This window comes from Chryseobacterium sp. PvR013 (assembly GCF_017833095.1).
Taxonomy (GTDB): Bacteria; Bacteroidota; Bacteroidia; order Flavobacteriales; family Weeksellaceae; genus Chryseobacterium; species Chryseobacterium culicis_A.
In genome coordinates, this window is sequence record NZ_JAFIBT010000001.1 from 4,289,189 (window position 1) to 4,304,878 (window position 15,690).

At 34.7% G+C, this 15,690-nt stretch carries 16 protein-coding genes; 6 read left to right on the forward strand and 10 right to left on the reverse strand.

What is annotated here, in order from left to right; genetic code table 11:
* Nucleotides 1-58 precede the first annotated feature (58 nt).
* The 4 genes from JOE44_RS19540 to tilS all read right to left on the reverse strand — a co-directional run bounded on the left by JOE44_RS19540 (nt 59) and on the right by tilS (nt 5,393).
* Entirely contained in the window at nt 59-2,125 is a 2,067-nt protein-coding gene (locus JOE44_RS19540; RefSeq protein WP_209789261.1) for a thioredoxin family protein, read from the reverse strand.
* A 343-nt stretch (nt 2,126-2,468) separates the two neighbouring features.
* Nucleotides 2,469-3,428: a redoxin domain-containing protein gene (locus tag JOE44_RS19545; RefSeq protein ID WP_209786874.1), complete on the reverse strand. Its 960-nt coding sequence runs from the start codon at nt 3,426-3,428 to the stop codon at nt 2,469-2,471.
* A 79-nt stretch (nt 3,429-3,507) separates the two neighbouring features.
* The gene (locus tag JOE44_RS19550) at nt 3,508-4,068 is read right to left on the reverse strand and encodes a sigma-70 family RNA polymerase sigma factor (protein ID WP_209786875.1); all 561 of its coding nucleotides are present in this window, start codon (nt 4,066-4,068) and stop codon (nt 3,508-3,510) included.
* Complete coding sequence (gene tilS / locus JOE44_RS19555; RefSeq protein WP_209786876.1) at nt 4,041-5,393, reverse strand: tRNA lysidine(34) synthetase TilS; 1,353 nt, start codon at nt 5,391-5,393, stop codon at nt 4,041-4,043. The genes JOE44_RS19550 and tilS overlap by 28 nt, the downstream gene beginning before the upstream one ends.
* 87 nt (nt 5,394-5,480) lie before the next feature.
* On the opposite strand from tilS, the gene JOE44_RS19560 reads away from it, so the two are divergent.
* Nucleotides 5,481-6,314: an OmpA family protein gene (locus JOE44_RS19560; RefSeq protein WP_105681698.1), complete on the forward strand. Its 834-nt coding sequence runs from the start codon at nt 5,481-5,483 to the stop codon at nt 6,312-6,314.
* A 52-nt stretch (nt 6,315-6,366) separates the two neighbouring features.
* Here JOE44_RS19560 and JOE44_RS19565 read toward each other — a convergent pair whose 3' ends face one another.
* Genes JOE44_RS19565 through JOE44_RS19575 form a run of 3 tightly spaced genes read right to left on the reverse strand, consistent with a single transcriptional unit; the run spans nt 6,367 to nt 8,542 of the window.
* Nucleotides 6,367-7,320: an HTTM domain-containing protein gene (locus JOE44_RS19565; RefSeq protein WP_209786877.1), complete on the reverse strand. Its 954-nt coding sequence runs from the start codon at nt 7,318-7,320 to the stop codon at nt 6,367-6,369.
* A gap of 4 nt (nt 7,321-7,324) precedes the next feature.
* Nucleotides 7,325-7,897: a hypothetical protein gene (locus JOE44_RS19570; protein WP_209786878.1), complete on the reverse strand. Its 573-nt coding sequence runs from the start codon at nt 7,895-7,897 to the stop codon at nt 7,325-7,327.
* A gap of 51 nt (nt 7,898-7,948) precedes the next feature.
* A complete protein-coding gene (locus JOE44_RS19575) occupies nt 7,949-8,542 on the reverse strand; it encodes a hypothetical protein (protein WP_209786879.1) in 594 nt (197 codons plus the stop codon).
* Between the two features lie 1,130 nt (nt 8,543-9,672).
* Between JOE44_RS19575 and JOE44_RS19580 the strand changes: the two genes are divergently transcribed.
* The 5 genes from JOE44_RS19580 to JOE44_RS19600 all read left to right on the forward strand — a co-directional run bounded on the left by JOE44_RS19580 (nt 9,673) and on the right by JOE44_RS19600 (nt 13,199).
* On the forward strand, nt 9,673-10,320 hold the full coding sequence (locus JOE44_RS19580; protein WP_209786880.1) for an O-methyltransferase: 648 nt from the start codon (nt 9,673-9,675) through the stop codon (nt 10,318-10,320).
* An 87-nt stretch (nt 10,321-10,407) separates the two neighbouring features.
* A complete protein-coding gene (locus JOE44_RS19585) occupies nt 10,408-11,124 on the forward strand; it encodes a C40 family peptidase (protein ID WP_209786881.1) in 717 nt (238 codons plus the stop codon).
* A gap of 22 nt (nt 11,125-11,146) precedes the next feature.
* Nucleotides 11,147-11,614: a DUF1648 domain-containing protein gene (locus JOE44_RS19590; RefSeq protein WP_209786882.1), complete on the forward strand. Its 468-nt coding sequence runs from the start codon at nt 11,147-11,149 to the stop codon at nt 11,612-11,614.
* Nucleotides 11,611-11,955: a cupin domain-containing protein gene (locus tag JOE44_RS19595; protein WP_209786883.1), complete on the forward strand. Its 345-nt coding sequence runs from the start codon at nt 11,611-11,613 to the stop codon at nt 11,953-11,955. The genes JOE44_RS19590 and JOE44_RS19595 overlap by 4 nt, the downstream gene beginning before the upstream one ends.
* A gap of 5 nt (nt 11,956-11,960) precedes the next feature.
* On the forward strand, nt 11,961-13,199 hold the full coding sequence (locus JOE44_RS19600; RefSeq protein ID WP_209786884.1) for a glycosyltransferase N-terminal domain-containing protein: 1,239 nt from the start codon (nt 11,961-11,963) through the stop codon (nt 13,197-13,199).
* Here JOE44_RS19600 and JOE44_RS19605 read toward each other — a convergent pair.
* Genes JOE44_RS19605 through JOE44_RS19615 form a run of 3 tightly spaced genes read right to left on the reverse strand, consistent with a single transcriptional unit; the run spans nt 13,191 to nt 15,629 of the window.
* The gene (locus JOE44_RS19605; protein ID WP_105681691.1) at nt 13,191-13,817 is read right to left on the reverse strand and encodes a deoxyuridine 5'-triphosphate nucleotidohydrolase; all 627 of its coding nucleotides are present in this window, start codon (nt 13,815-13,817) and stop codon (nt 13,191-13,193) included. The genes JOE44_RS19600 and JOE44_RS19605 overlap by 9 nt on opposite strands.
* A complete protein-coding gene (locus JOE44_RS19610) occupies nt 13,817-14,575 on the reverse strand; it encodes a glycosyltransferase (RefSeq protein ID WP_209786885.1) in 759 nt (252 codons plus the stop codon). Before JOE44_RS19610 ends, JOE44_RS19605 begins: the two co-directional genes overlap by 1 nt.
* Nucleotides 14,576-14,597: 22 nt before the next feature.
* Nucleotides 14,598-15,629 (reverse strand): acyltransferase, encoded by a 1,032-nt coding sequence (locus JOE44_RS19615; protein WP_209786886.1) that lies wholly within the window; start codon nt 15,627-15,629, stop codon nt 14,598-14,600.
* Nucleotides 15,630-15,690 lie beyond the last annotated feature (61 nt).

Consider the following 15,690-nt stretch of genomic DNA (forward strand, 5'->3'; position numbering starts at 1 on the left):
ATTAAAATAAAAAACTCACACGGTAAAGTGTGAGTTTTTTAAATGATATGTAAATAAATTATTTATTCTTTTTATAGAAGTTCACCCCGCATTCCAGGAATTTTTTGAAATCCTCTTTCGGCATGTATCCTGAAACAGGAGTATTAATTACTTTTCCGTCAGGAGTGATTAAAACATAGTGAGGCTGGGAATTATTGTTAAAGTTCACCTGTTGGAATAAACTCCATCTGTCCCCAATTGTTTTTACCTTTTTGATTTGTCCGTCTCCAAGGTCAATTTTGGTTTTCTGATCCTCAGGAAGCTCTTCCTTGTCATCCACATAAAGAGAAGCCAGTACTACGTCATTCTGTAGGATAGGCAAGATGTCTGGTTCACTCCAAACAAACTCCTCCATTTTTCTACAGTTTTCACATCCGTACCCGGTGAAGTCAATTAAGATCGGTTTATCTTCTTTTTTAGCCAGTTCTATTGCTTTGAAGAAGTCGTGTTCCGGATGCATTCCTAAAATTCCGTCTTTTTCATCATGGAAATAACTTACATTCAGAGGAGGTAAAATTCCGCTTAATAACTGAAGCTTCGGACGATCAGACGGGATTAAACCTTGTACCAGGTAGATGACAAAACCGATTCCCAATACACCCAATACCTTTCTTGTGATTGAGATTTTAGGCTTTTTATCATCATGTGGGAATCTGATCAATCCTAATAAATATAATGCTAATCCTAAGGCAATAATGATCCAGATTGCAATGAAAAGCTCTCTTTTTAAGAAGAAGGTTTTAGAAACAAGATCTGCTTTAGATAAAAATTTCAATGCTAATGCCAGTTCTACGAACCCTAACACCACTTTTACGGTATTCATCCATCCTCCTGATTTCGGAAGACTTTGCAATGCCTGCGGGAATAAAGCCAGTAAACCAAAAATAATTGCCCATGCCAGCCCGAATCCTGCCAAAGCAAAGGTTAGCAGCATAGGAACATTTGTGGAACCTGTTACTGCACTTCCCAGTAAACTTCCTAAAATAGGTCCTGTACATGAGAAAGAAACAATTACCAGCGTTAATGCCATGAAGAAAATACCGATAATTCCTCCTGCCTCTTCCGCTTTAGAAGATTTGTTGGCAATAGAACTCGGTAGTGTGATATCATAATACCCGAAGAAACTTCCGGCAAAGAAGATGAATATGATAAAGAAAGCAATATTCAGCCATACACTGGTGGAAATCTCGTTGAAGACATTTCCGGCAATCCCATCAATAATGTGGAAAGGAATACTCAGTAAAACGAAAATAAGAAGGATGAAAAACCCATAAATAAGAGCATCTCTTTTTCCTTTTGCTTTGTTTTTGCTTCCTTTGGTAAAGAATGAAACGGTCAGTGGAATCATTGGGAAAACGCATGGAGTAAGCAAAGCGATTAATCCCCCGATAAACCCAAGGAATAAATACGTCCAGTAGTTTTCATCCACTTTGGTAGAAGCTGTACCACAATCCGTCAATGGTTTTTTGAAATCAATACTTTCAATTTTCAGTTGTTTAGGATCCAATTTAGAAGTTTCTGTAATCGTAGCTTCTGTTTTTGCTGGATTTTCAGTTATTGTCTCAACTGTTTTTACAGAATCTTTTGCAGGAACCGCTTCCTCAGTTGCCATCTCTTCCGTTGCCCCTTTTGGAGTAACTTTTTGATTGAATTCTAAGGTGTTGGGAGCCAGACAAACTCTGTCGTCACAGGTCTGATACGTAATCTCAGAAGTGACATCTGCAGGTTTTGTCGGATCTTTTAATTTAAATTTTTGCTTAAATCCAGCAGAATTGGAGTAGAAAACAATTGTTCCTCCAAACGCTTCAGAAAATTCTTCATGTTTTTTCCCGACCTCGGTAAATTTTCCAATCAGCTCAATGTTTTTTCCGGTAACTTTATATTCGGTAGGAATACCTGTATCTTCCGGTAAATCTTTGGAGTAAATATGCCATCCGCTTTCCATAGTAGCATTCAATACTGCTTCGTACTGATTGTTTCCAAGATCGTTGATGGTAAATTTAAACTTTACGGGATTTTTTATCTGCGCATTAATTCCTGTCGCTAAAAAGAGTAGAATTAATAAAAACCAATTTCTAAATTTCATTGTTCCTTTCATTAAAAATTTTGAGACTCCACTTTGTCTTCTCATTCTTTGTATATCTTCTATCCTGTCTGAAAGGATGATCCCCAATGGAGAATCATTGCTGTCAGTCAGTATCCAGATTTTTTGCCTCGCTAAAATAGATAATTTTTCGTCCCTAAAAAACTTAGAAACTTTCTTTTTTTAAGCCTGATGTCTAAAATATTCTGTCTTCCGCCTTGATGGCAAGAGACGTGTCACTTATTTTATCCTTCAAAATGATTATTGATTTTGTCAATTTTATCAATTTTGTTGATTGAGGATTATGATTAGCATCTTTTGCCAATACAAAAACTTTCTGTTAAAATCAATTCAGGTTCTTTAAAATATCTTCTACAGACGCTCTCTTTTTATAGTCTGTTTCAAAATGCCTCCATGTAATTTCTTTACTTTCATTAAGGATGAAGGTTGCCGAAACAGGTAGTCTTCCGGAATGATCTGACCTGCTGTCAGCAAAATCCTCCTTTAATTTTGAGTTGTAGAGGTTAAGTGTTTCACTGTCAGGAGTGTAAAGAACATCGAATGCTTCTGCAATTTTATATCCCTCATCATACAGAACAGTATAGTCTGTCTTTGTTTTGTTAATGGTCTTTTCTATAAATTCAGGTTTTTCAGGAGAGATAATAACAAGTCTTGCATTTTTCGATTTCAGTTCAGGAGACAGCTTTTGTAATGTTTCAATGTATTTGTTACAATAAGGGCACCATTGTCCACGGATAAAAACGATCACCAGTTTTTGATTTTCTTTGGATGAAGAAAATGTATTTCCCACATGGTCTTTTGCATTGAAATTATCAATTTTATCTCCAACCATTTTTCCTTTTACCTGATCTAAAGTCTTGCCGGATTGAGACATCCTTTTCCCCAGCACTGAAGCTCCCACTCCTAAAAACTGTTCAGCATTATAATATCCGAAATCATATTGAACCAGTTTTCCTTTTGAATCCAGGAATAAAAAAGAAGGATAATTTACTACTTTAAACTCTTTGGCCAGGTTTATTCCTTCTTTTTCTGCATCCAGGGCAATATTAACAAAATTTTTGTTGAACATCTCTCCAATTCTAGGATCGGTAAAGGTGTTTTTTGCCATGAGCTTACAAGGTCCGCACCATGTGGTGAACAGATCAATGAAGATCAGTTTATTTTCTTTTGCTGCGATTTTTTTCGCAGCCTCCAAATCAATTTTTTGAAAATTGATGCCTGCACTTTGTGCTCTCAATGAAATTCCTACTATTATAAGAAGGCTCAATACGATTTTTTTGAACATATATTCTTTTCTTATGATGTTCCCTGAAAAAGAAAAAAATCACCCACAAACTCTAAGTTTTTATGTAAATATTTGATTTTCAGGTAGAAAAAATGCTTTTGTTTTTAACCTTTTTAATTTGCTCTACACATTTATACTTTTGATTCTGAGCATTATGTTTGCTGGAATATTGATATTTATCCTGAATTTCTTCGATACTTTTGTTTTCAATAAAAATGTCATGAATCAGATTCTGACAATGGGAAGAGATTGACTTAATATAACCAACCAGTTTTTCCCAGTAATACCTTTCATTTTCAATGGCATCACTGATTTCCTCCTGGTGTTCTATGAAATAGCTTTCCGGAGATTCTACATAAAAGTTTCTGTTTTTTAGTTTTTTAAACCAGAGATTTTTTACAATTCCGATAATATAATTTCCCAGACAGGTCTGAACTTTGAAGTCATCAGCATTGAGTTTTTCGTAAAGAATCAGTAATGCATCCTGGAAAATATCTTCTGCATCTTCCAAATTACCTTTATTCTTGAGAATAAAATTTTTAGTATAACCGAAATACTGTTGGTATAAAATTCCAAAAGCTATATTGCTGTCTTTCTTAAAATCATCAACAGCTAACGAATTAGTTGTTTTTCTGTCCACTTTACAGTTATCTTTTTTTGCGTAGTTCTGTCTGCCTGATATCTGCGATCCTGTCTAAGGGGGATGACTCCCAAAATATGGTTTCCTGAATCACAGAGTAACCAGATCTTTTCCTTGATCAATGCAGATAATTTTTCGTCCCTAAAAAATTTAGAAACTTTCTTTTTCCCTGAAAACCCTGCCGGATAAAATTCATCTCCATCCTGTTGTTTTCTCAGAAGGAGAGGGAATTGAAGTTTTTCAGCATCAAAGTTCCATTCAAATCTTTTACCGATCCCGTCAATCTTTTCAATAGCATTTACGAGGTCAATGCAGATTGGGTTTTCGGAAAAATCAAAATTTTTGATCAGTACTATTTCTTCCGGAGTTTCCTGTTCTTCACTTTTATCAATGAAAATAAGTTCATCACGGTTGACAATCAACTGGTATTCTTTTGAAAAGAAAGAACTGTTGTTTTCTGCTGTAAAAATTTTGGGGATTTCTTCCTCCTGACTGAACCCGTATTTTTTTAAGATTTCAAATTTTACGAAATCACTCTCCTGATCCAGCTTTTCCTTTGATAGGATTTTATAGTTTTGGTTAAATATCGTGAGTTGATTTTCTATCTCCTGAATCTGTTTATGGACAAAATCTTTAGTCTGATTGAGATACAAAGAACTTTTCCTGAAGTTTTCCAGAAAGTGCTCGTTGGTTTCCATAAGCATCGGAACAATCTTATTCCTGATCTTATTTCTCAGATAATCATCCTTTTTATTAGAAAGATCTTCCCGGAATTTGATGCTATTCTCTTCAGCAAACTGATAAATTTCTTTTTTGGAAAAGTCTAAAAGAGGGCGAAGTATGGCATTATCATTTGATGGAATTCCGCTTAGTCCATTGATTCCCGCGGCTTTGGAAAGATTAATGATGAAAGTTTCCAGCTGATCATTGAGGTGATGGGCTGTAACAAGAAATTCCAGGTTTTCTTTTTTCTGGATTTCTTTAAAAAAGGTATACCGTAGCTCTCTTGCCCAAAGCTGGATAGAATTTTCCGGTTTCTGATCTTTTGCTGAAACTTCATACAAATGAAATTTTATATGATTTTTCTCACAAAAATCCTGTACTGTTTTCTGATCCAGGTCTGAATCATGACCACGTAGTTTATAATTGATATGAGCTACCTGAAACTGGAATTTTGAATCCTGAATTTCATGCCCGAAATCCCTGAACAAAGAGGCTAAAACCATAGAGTCCGCACCTCCGCTTACCGCCAGAAGAAACGTGTGGTTTTCCGGTTCGTATACGAGATTTTTTAATTGGTTGATAAAGGTTAATTTTTTCAACATATATGTTGAGAATTTCTTTTATGCAAAGATAACCGATATAATTCAATTGAATTTTCCTAACTTTGAGTAGTCTAAAAATGATTATTTATGAAGATTTTAAAAGTTTTAGCAGTTTCTGCAATGGCGCTGGGGATGACATCTTGTGTCAGCAAAAAGCAGTATGATGCTTTGAGCACAAACTATAAGCAGTGTATTGAAAATATTGGAGAAAGACAAAGAGAAATTCAGGATTTGAAATCTCAGAACTCTGCATTGTCAGGTGAAAATAACTTGTTGAAAAGCCAGCATGATGCTTTAAAATCATCTCTTGATGCATGTTTATCCAATACAGGAAAAAGTTCTGCTAACATTGATAAACTGGTAGGTGAAATCAATGCTTCCAATTCTTATATCAAGCAATTAATCTCAAGCAATGCTAAGAATGACAGCTTGAACCTTGCATTGTCTAACAAACTGAAAAGATCTTTGGATAATGTATCGGATGAAGATGTACAGGTAAAAGTATTGAAAGGAGTAGTAATGATCTCTCTTTCAGACAAAATGCTATACAAAACAGGAGACTACAATATTTTACCTGCAGCTCAGGAAGTGTTAGGTAAAGTAGCAAAAGTAATCAACGATTACGATAAATACTCAGTGTTAATTGAAGGTAACACCGATAACGCTCCATTGAACTCTCCAAATCTTCCAAGAGACAACTGGGATCTTTCTGCATTGAGAGGTACTTCTGTGGCTAAAGTTCTTCAGACTCAGTTTGGAGTAGATCCGGCAAGAATTACGGCTGGAGGACGTTCTGAATACAACCCGAAAGCTACTAATATGAGCGTTTCAGGAAGATCGGAAAACAGAAGAACAGAAATCATCATTATGCCTAAGCTTGATGAGTTTATGAAACTGATGGATATCGCTCCTAAGAAATAATGATTAAACCATATATCAAAATAAATCCCGAAGCAATTCGGGATTTGTTTTTTTATGAGTTAACCTGTTTTGGAATATACTCCACAGAAATTTTTTTCTTTGAAGAGGTGACTTCATACTGTTCAAAATAAAAATTGGTGATATTCCAGACGATCATAATAGCTGAAAAATAATATAAATTGAGAACAAGTGCAATTCCTATATGCATGGAGACTGTAAGGAAAAGCCATGTCTTTTGTGTTGGTTTATACCAGATGAAAAATGGATAGCACATTTCAATGATAATCGTACTCCATCCGATGAAGCTTAAAATATAAGAATGTTCTGTAAGCCAGCTGAAATCAATATTCAGATCCCTGTTGGAGTAGGGAAGATGAATAGCTTTCCAGATAGACTCTCCATTCCACCAGTTAAAACCTAAAGCTTTGTCCAATCCTGAAAAAAAATAGGCCATAGAAATATGAATCTGAAATAATCTTTTAACCGGCATAATGTTGATATCTCCGATTGTTCTGCTGAATATAAGATTCCTAAGGGAGAAATGCTGATCAGCAGGAAAAAGAATCAGGTAAAATAAAGACATGCTTGTGAAAAAATCTGCACCATACGCAAAGAAGGAACTTCCTTTCAATAGTGCTATCTGCAGTATAAGTAATAAAAAGGCAGAAATTCTGGAATAAAACCCGGTGATGATAAAAATGCATAATGTGATGAATGATATTTTGGTGATTACAATTGTTGTGCTTTCTTCAATACCATAGTTTTGTAAAAAGCTGACCATTTTAGGGAATGTAATCAGCCAGTCTGGAGTGAAAACACCCATGATATCTTGTGGAATGATACTGCTGCTTGAAAATAATGTATCAAAATCCGGCAGCACTGCAATAAATTGTAAAAGGATAACAGCTCCTATGGCAACCCGGAAGAAGCTTAAGAATTCCGTTTTATTATCCTGTCTGAAAAAGAAGTTTTCAACTTTCGCATAGAGTATATTCAGTTTTTTCATGGCTCTAATGTTTGAATTCATCAATAAGAATCAGATTTTCATTTGTTTTTCCCTGTTTGAAATCTGCAATGGTAGGGTAGTCGTACAGATAGAGGCGCGTTGTGACGCTTGCTGCTTTCGGATTTTCCTTCATGACATGTGCAGCGATCTGCCTGATAATAATATCCAGATACTGATAATATTTGCTGTCATAGCTTTTTTTGTCAGAGATTTTATCAAGAAACATATTAAAAACAGTGGTATATCTTACCCTGCTTTCTTTGTTTTTGAAATAAGGCAGATTTTTTTGTTCAAGGATATTTCCCTGCTGATCTTTCAATTCAAAGCTCATTACAAAATCACTGGCAACATTAGGAGCATAGAAACCATATCCTGTATCAAAACCCGTATAAGACGTAAATATATTAACGGGTTTCGACTGGGCAATGTTTTCCGAAATACTATAAGCCAGCGGTTTTTCATAGTTTTTGTTTTCATAATAAAAACCGTAATAGCCATCAAATGTTCCTTTCAGACCAATAACAAAGACCACCAACAGAATGATGAAAATTCCGGATAACTGAAGTTTTCTTTTCATGGTAAAAGATTTAGAAAAGGCTGTCTTTAAGCTAAAAACAGCCTTTTGAGGTTATTTGTAATTGAGCAATACATTATTAAGTTTTACATTGATTCTGGGATCAATAGCTGTATTGACTTTGTAAGATTTCATGATTACATTGGTTAGGTTCTTTCTTCCCATAGTTGGCGGGCAAATGGTGTATTCTTCGGCACCTCTTACCGTTAATTTACTTAAAGATGAAATGTCCTTCTGACTTAATAATGCAGCGTTGGTAGCAACCTGATTGTTTTGAATAGCATAATAATCTGCTCCCAGTTCTTTAGCTCCGTATTTTTTCAGAATTCCTTCCACTTTAGCTCTTAAATCGCCATATTTTTTCCAGTCGATATTGGCTTTCATTAAGCATCCACGGATCACATACTGTCTGTTGATTTTGTAGATAATAAAATTAGTCCCCAAACTATTCTGATGAAGTTTTTGCAGGCTTAATAAACTCTTCATGTCTTCATCAGAAATTTTTTTGACATCTTTCAGAATGTAATTATTGTCTACAATGTAATTGCCTTTCTCTTTGTAAAAAGACATTTCCTGAGGTTTTAGCTGGGAAAATATAATAACAAGTCCCACTATTGCTCCAATTAAAAATAAAGTCTTTGTTTTCATGTGGTTGTTTTTAAAATATCCCTACTCTGTTTTAGGATTTTCGGGTTCCTCCTTTATTTGAATGTTTCATGGTTGGAAAACTTATATCAAAGGTAGAGGCATAGCAGCAGTAATATACAGGTGTTTTTCCTGTTTTTTATAAGGATTTTGACTTTTGAAGTGAATCTGAAGAAGATTGTTTTTCAGGAATAATGTCTATTCATGAGCATTTCAGGCAATGTGATGTTACTTAAAACATAAATTCTGAAAAAGACGTGTAGATAGAACTTAGCAAAGTTCTGTTGAATAAACTGTAGTGAAATAGGCTCCCGTAAGGAAATTAAGAAGGTTAATCCGGAGCTCGGGCAGAATGATTGGTGTAATGGAAGAAGAAACAATCTTGATGTAAAGCAAAAATAAATCCCGAAGGTGGCCGGGATTTATTTTTTAATCAAATTAATTCTTCTTTTTTCAAGAGCGAAATAATTCGTTGCAAAAATGAAGTGGATATTTCTTTCTTAGTTTTTGCTGCAGAAGAATCAGTTCTACTTTTCAGTACAACTTTTTTGTGATTCTCATGGTTAGTTTGTGTCTCTCCTGCAATCATCTTGTTTTCTCTTAGTGTTTTTACCCCTTATTCTTATTGCAAACTTACAACGGATACCACAAAAATACCATCCGTATTTTCCCGGTATTTCATATGGGGTTTTCCCGGTATGATGTATTTTTTTAATTTCTAACCAATTATTAGCGTATAATTAGTTGGTTAACAAAAGAATGTGTATATTTAAATCCCTTTAAAAGGAAATAAAAACAGAGGTGTCCGAAAATCTTAAAGAGTAGGAATTAATACTAAACAAAATAATTATGAAAAATTCAAAAAAACTTTCAAGAGAAGAAATGAAAAATGTACAAGGTGCTATTAGAGGATGTAATCCACAGATATTTTGTACCAGCCCACAAACAGAGTGTTGCCCGGGATGGGTTTGTGCTGGTATAAGACAATATTGTATAGCAGTATAATGATTTTTTACATAAAATTTAGATATAGCTAAGAAAAGAGAGGGATTAATTTCTCTCTTTTTTTGTATCTTCTTGTTGAATTTAAAAACTAGCTTTAAAATCCTTAAATTTGTTTAAATTAAAATGGTATGAGTTTTTTTGAAGAAAAGAATCCTGAAATGGATAGATATTTGGAAGCACACGCTTCTTCAGAATCCGAAATTCTGAAAAAGCTGAGAAGAGAGACTTATCAGAAAACGACACAGCCTCATATGATTTCCGGGTATCAGCAGGGAAGATTACTGACTATTATTTCCCAGATGCTGCAGCCGAAAAGTATTCTTGAAATAGGAACATTCACGGGATATGCTACCTTATGTCTGGCATCAGGATTAGCAAAAGACGGAAAAATTACTACGCTGGACGTTAACGAAGACCTGGCCTATCTTCCCAGAAGATATTTCGAGTCTAGTGAATATGCCGGTCAGATTGATTTTAAACTTCAGGATGCCAAAGAATATTTAAAAGAAACAGATGAATTTTTTGATCTGATTTTTGTAGATGCCGATAAGGAAAACTACGCCGAATATTTCAGACTGATTAAACCCCATACAAAATCCGGAACCGTAATCCTTTTTGATAATGTGCTATGGTATGGGAAAGTTTTGGAGGAAAACCCAAAGCTGAAATCTACTCAGTCTATTCAGGAATTAAATGATTTAGCGGCAAAAGACGAAGATTTTGAAAATCTTATTTTACCTTTGCGTGATGGAGTTAATTTTCTTCGCAGAAAGTAATTAAAATATCCAAAGATTACGACATTTAAAGAAAGTACAGATGGTATTTTTAATCTTTAAATTATTCAATCTTTAAATTGAGAGTTAATGAATAAAGGAATTTGTATTGTTACAGTAGCACCCGTTCGTGCAGAAAATTCTGACAGAGCTGAAATTGTTACGGAAATATTGTTTGGTGAAAGTGCAGATATTTTGGAAGTAGATAAAAACTGGACCAAAATAAAAATGCACTATGATGGCTATGAAGGATGGATGGATACCAAACAGCTGAAACCAGTGACAGATGAAGAACTAGCCCATAGAAAAGTGACTGTTGTTACCGAAGATTTTTCTTCTGTACTCATGAACGATGGGAAAACTTTACTTTCTATGGGATCAGAAGTAGAGTTTCCGGTGGTCGCTTCCAGAAGAAGTCATGATGTGCGTGAAAGTATTGCATTGACGGCGAAAGAATTCCTTAATGTACCTTATCTGTGGGGAGGCAAAAGCTTTTTTGCAGTAGACTGCTCCGGATTTACCCAACTGGTGTATAAAATCCATAATATTAAAATACCGAGAGATGCATCACAGCAGGCTGAGGTGGGAGAACCGCTTACTTTCATAGAAGAAACACAGCCGGGAGATCTTGCTTTCTTTGAAAATGCAGAAGGAAAAATTATCCACGTAGGAATTATGCTGGAGAATCAAAAGATCATCCATGCTTCCGGGAAAGTAAGAATTGATACGCTGGATTCCACAGGGATTTTTAATAAAGAAATGAATAAGCATACTCATAAACTGAGAGTGCTGAAAAGTGTAATCTAATCCTAATTCAATCTCGTCTGAAATGGAAAATATTCTTTTTACAATTTTTGATATTTTTAATTTTGGATTAGTTGTTTTTCTGTGGTGGTTTACCCTGAAAAATTATAATACTTTGCCGGAGAGAATTCCTGTACATTTTGATATGGAAGGGAAAGCGGATGGATTCGGAGGACGGATCTATGCGTTTCTGATGCCTGTACTGACTTTAGGATTATATGCTGTGTTTACCCATGGCACAAGACATCCTGAAGACACTAATTTCCCTGTAGAAATTACAGCTCAGAATATGAATGCTCAGTTTTTAATTATGAAAATTGGATTGAGAATTCTTTTTTTGCTGCTGGCAGTTATTTTTATGAATATTCAGGACTATATGTTCAGATCTGCTGTGGATGAAAAAGCTAAGCCCAGAATTACATTTGCTACCATCTTTTTATCTGTTGTTTTATTTACTCCTGCATTACTTTTTATCGCCCATCTATTCAAATGATACACTCTAAAGATAATTCAGAACATTACACCTGGGGAAACCAATGTGACAGCTGGATCCTTAAAAATACACAAAGTTTGTCCGTAAAGCAGGAGAAGATGCCTGCAGGAACTTCAGAAAAATTGCACTTTCATAAAGTGGCAGAACAGTTTTTTTATATTCTGAAAGGAGAAGCGGCATTTTACATTAATGAAGAAAAATTCTTGATTGGTCAGGGAGAATCTATATCCATTGAAGCAGGATCAAAACATTTTATCTCCAATGAATCCACTGAAGAAATTGAGTTTTTAGTCATATCCAATCCTCCTACGGATCATGACAGAATTGAAATTAAAGAATAATAAAAATGGCTTTTCTCTACAATATATTTATCAGTTTCCTTACTTTCGGAATGAAGGTTTTTGCATTGATTAATGATAAAACTAAAAAAGGCGTTGAAGGAAGGAAAGAATCTTTAAGTAAAGTGAAAACTGCATTTTCAAAGACCGATCAAGTGATTTGGATGCATGCTGCAAGTCTGGGCGAATATGAACAGGGATTACCTGTGCTGGAGAAGCTTAAAGAAAATTTCCCCAATCACAAAGTTCTGGTGACTTTCTTTTCACCCTCAGGATATGAGAATGTCGTTAAAAAGAAACATATTGCAGATGTTATCTGTTATTTACCTTTCGATAAAAAAAGCACGGTAAGAGAATTTACAGGTCAGTTTAATACTGAACTATTTTTTACGGTTAAGTATGATTATTGGTACAATCTCCTTGCCGAACTGAAAAATCAAGGAGTGAAGGTTTATGTGATTTCCGCTCTGTTTTATGAACGACAATCTTTCTTTACTTCTTATGGGAAATGGTTTGTAAAACAGCTTCAGAAAAATGTAGACTGGTTTTTTCATCAGACTCAGTTTTCATTGGCTTTGGCGAAAAGTGTAGGGTTGATAAAGTCTTCTGTAACGGGAGATACAAGGTTTGACAGAGTGAAACAGCTTCGCGAAAGAGATAATCACGTAGATTTCATTGCAGACTTTAAAGGAGAGCGTAAAGTCGTTGTTTTTGGTAGTTCATGGCAGGCAGAAGAGAAAATCGCAGAAGTCGTTTCCCGGAAAAATAACACGGCGAAACTTATTATAGCACCTCACGATCTGAAAAGAGTAGAGCATTTGAAAAATATATTTCCGGATGCTTTACTGTACAGCGAAATACAACGCTCCCAACCTTCAATGTTCAATGCTCAGATTATGATTATAGACAGCATTGGTCTATTGTCAAAACTATACTCTTATGCAGATGTAGCGGTTGTAGGAGGAGGATTTCATGATGCCGGACTTCATAATATTCTGGAGGCCGCAACCTTTAACGTTCCTGTAATTTTTGGGAATCATTACAAAAAGAATCCGGAGGCTGATGATCTGATCTCTGCCAATGGTGGAAAGGCCTTTCCTGACGAATATACAGCAGCAGAATTCGTTTTATTTCTTATCAATGAAGAGAACAGAGAAGAACTTATCTCGATGTCTCAAAATGCCGGAAAATTTGTTGATGAGAAACCTGATTCTACCAAGATGATTCTTCAGAAAATTTTATCTTAAGAATCCCTGGCTTTTAATGTCTTTCATCATCTGATCAATGTTATCTGGAATCCTGTCGCATTCCAGCCAATTGAAGTCAAGACCATTGTTAATACAAAGTTTCTGAAGATAGTGATTTTCTAAAAGTTTATTCTGAGTATCACGGAGATATTCATCAATTTCCATCCAGTAATCTTCATCCAGTTTCTTTATCAGAATCAGAGATTTAAATACTTTATTGATGATATAAATATAAAGCTTGTAAACATTGTCGAATCTTTGTCTGCTGAGGTCACTGTTGTTTTCCAATACCTTATTGATGAGAAGAAGGTTCAAAGAAACTTCCCCGAATTTATCCGTGGTAATTTTTACATGTTCTGTAATTTCAGCACTTATTTTTCGAACGATCGTCAGAAAATATTTGGCATTTCCCACATATTTTGATGCTAAAAGAACCTGTTCTTCCACATGATCTTCCATGGAATTTCTCTTATCATCCGTAGTTTCCGGATCAATAAGTTCAAAGTAGAGTTTTTTAGATAATAATTTATCCTTTCTCAGGAGTCTGAAAATTAGTTTGTCCTTTTCGGGACCGGAAAAAGCACTCAGAGCGGCTTTGAACTCTTTTGAATATTCCATTAATTGAAAATTTTCGAATATTTCAGGAATCCGTTTAATGCCCAGTTAGCCGTATAATACAAGGATTTTACTGCTGAGAATCCCATGAAATCTTTATAGACAAGATATTGATCTTTGATGATGTTTTTTTTATTTCTGGAAACACTGTTTTCACGCATTCTGTATTTGGCCATCGTCTTTTTTACCGGGTAGCCTTTAGGAATTACTTTCAACAAATTCAGCCACATGACATGATCTTCACGCTTACTTTTTACCGGAAAGAAAAATTTTCCGACTCTTTTGGTATCATAAATGGTAGAAACCGGTGCCAGTCTGCAGGTTTTAAGTAAATTCGAAAAAGTAACAATTTTATCGGCTTTGAAATCTTTTAAAATCGGTTCCATTGTATATTCATCACATCTTGAGTAGTTACAATACGCCAGTTCTGCATTGTTTTGCTGAAGAAACGTAATCATGCTTTCCAGATATTCGGGATACCACAAATCATCGGAGTCGAGAAATGCAATATATCTTCCATTAGCTCTTTCAAGACTTTTATTTCGGGCATTTCCTGCTCCTCCATTTTGCTCCAATACCTGTAGTTTTATTCTGGGATCATTATATTTTCTAATGATCTCAACCGTATTATCTTTAGAAAGGTCATCAGTAATCAGCCATTCCCAGTTTTCGTAGGTTTGGTTAAGAACAGACTGTATGGTTTCCTCAATAAATTCTGCAGAATTATAACAGGGAGTGATAATGGAGACAAGATCTTTCATTTATGCTTTTTGAATTGTAAAATTATAAAAATCTTTTTTCATAAAGGTGCCACGAGCTTACCCCTACAGCAATAACTACCAACATGCATACCAGAGCCATTACAAACGGATTGTAATCCTCAAACAATCCTAAGGTCTGGAAAGTTCTGATAATTGGGAAGTGGAAAATGTAAATTCCATAGGTGAAATCACCATATTTTCCGAAATTATTTAAGAATTTGAATGAATAGGCAATATACATAACGATAACACCAATCATCATTGGGGAAAAAAGCTGAATTTTTAAGTATAAATCAATCCAAACGGTAGAAAGAGCGATGATGAAAATGAGATTTTTATGTTTGATAAATTGATCGAAATTAAAGTAAATCAGCATTCCTGGGATAAAATAGGATAATGTTCCGGGGAGCTGCTTGGCAAGTGAAATTTTATTTAATGACTCAAAATAATTTAAATAAACAAGGGACAAAAAGTATAAAATAACCAAACTTATATTTCTGTATTTATTATTTTTTCCGAAAAGTAAAAACAACAAAGGGACAGCGAAATAGTAGCACATTTCTATTTTTAGTGTCCAAAGAGCGCCATTTACAGCTTGATTTCCAAAAACTCCGGGAAGCCAGGGTGCTTTGAAATTTAAAAATAATGAATTCCAGAAAAGGTATTTGTAAACCTGTGTATTGCTAAAATATTCAGTGAAAGAATAAGTACTTACCAAACTTAATAAAATAGCACATAAAAAAATAACCAATAAGTATGCGGGAACAATTCTTTTGATTCTCTTTTTTAAATAACTTTTCAGGCTTGAAGACCTTTCATAACTCCTTGCTATTAGAAATCCGCTGACTGCAAAGAAGCCGAAAACAGCAATTTCTATAGGGCTGTACTCAAAAATTTTAAGATCAGGAGAATTACTGAGGGTGCCAAGATGTCCGAGAAAGACAATAAAGGCAAGGAGAACGCGTATAAAATCAAAATTGTTTTTCGTAATATCCTGCATTTGTATTTTCTTTCTTGCAAAAATAACTTTTTTAATAAAATGAATGGTGCTCATGTATTCATTATTTGTTAAATAGAGGGGAAATGAGGTCTGGCTGTTTTAAAATATATATAAA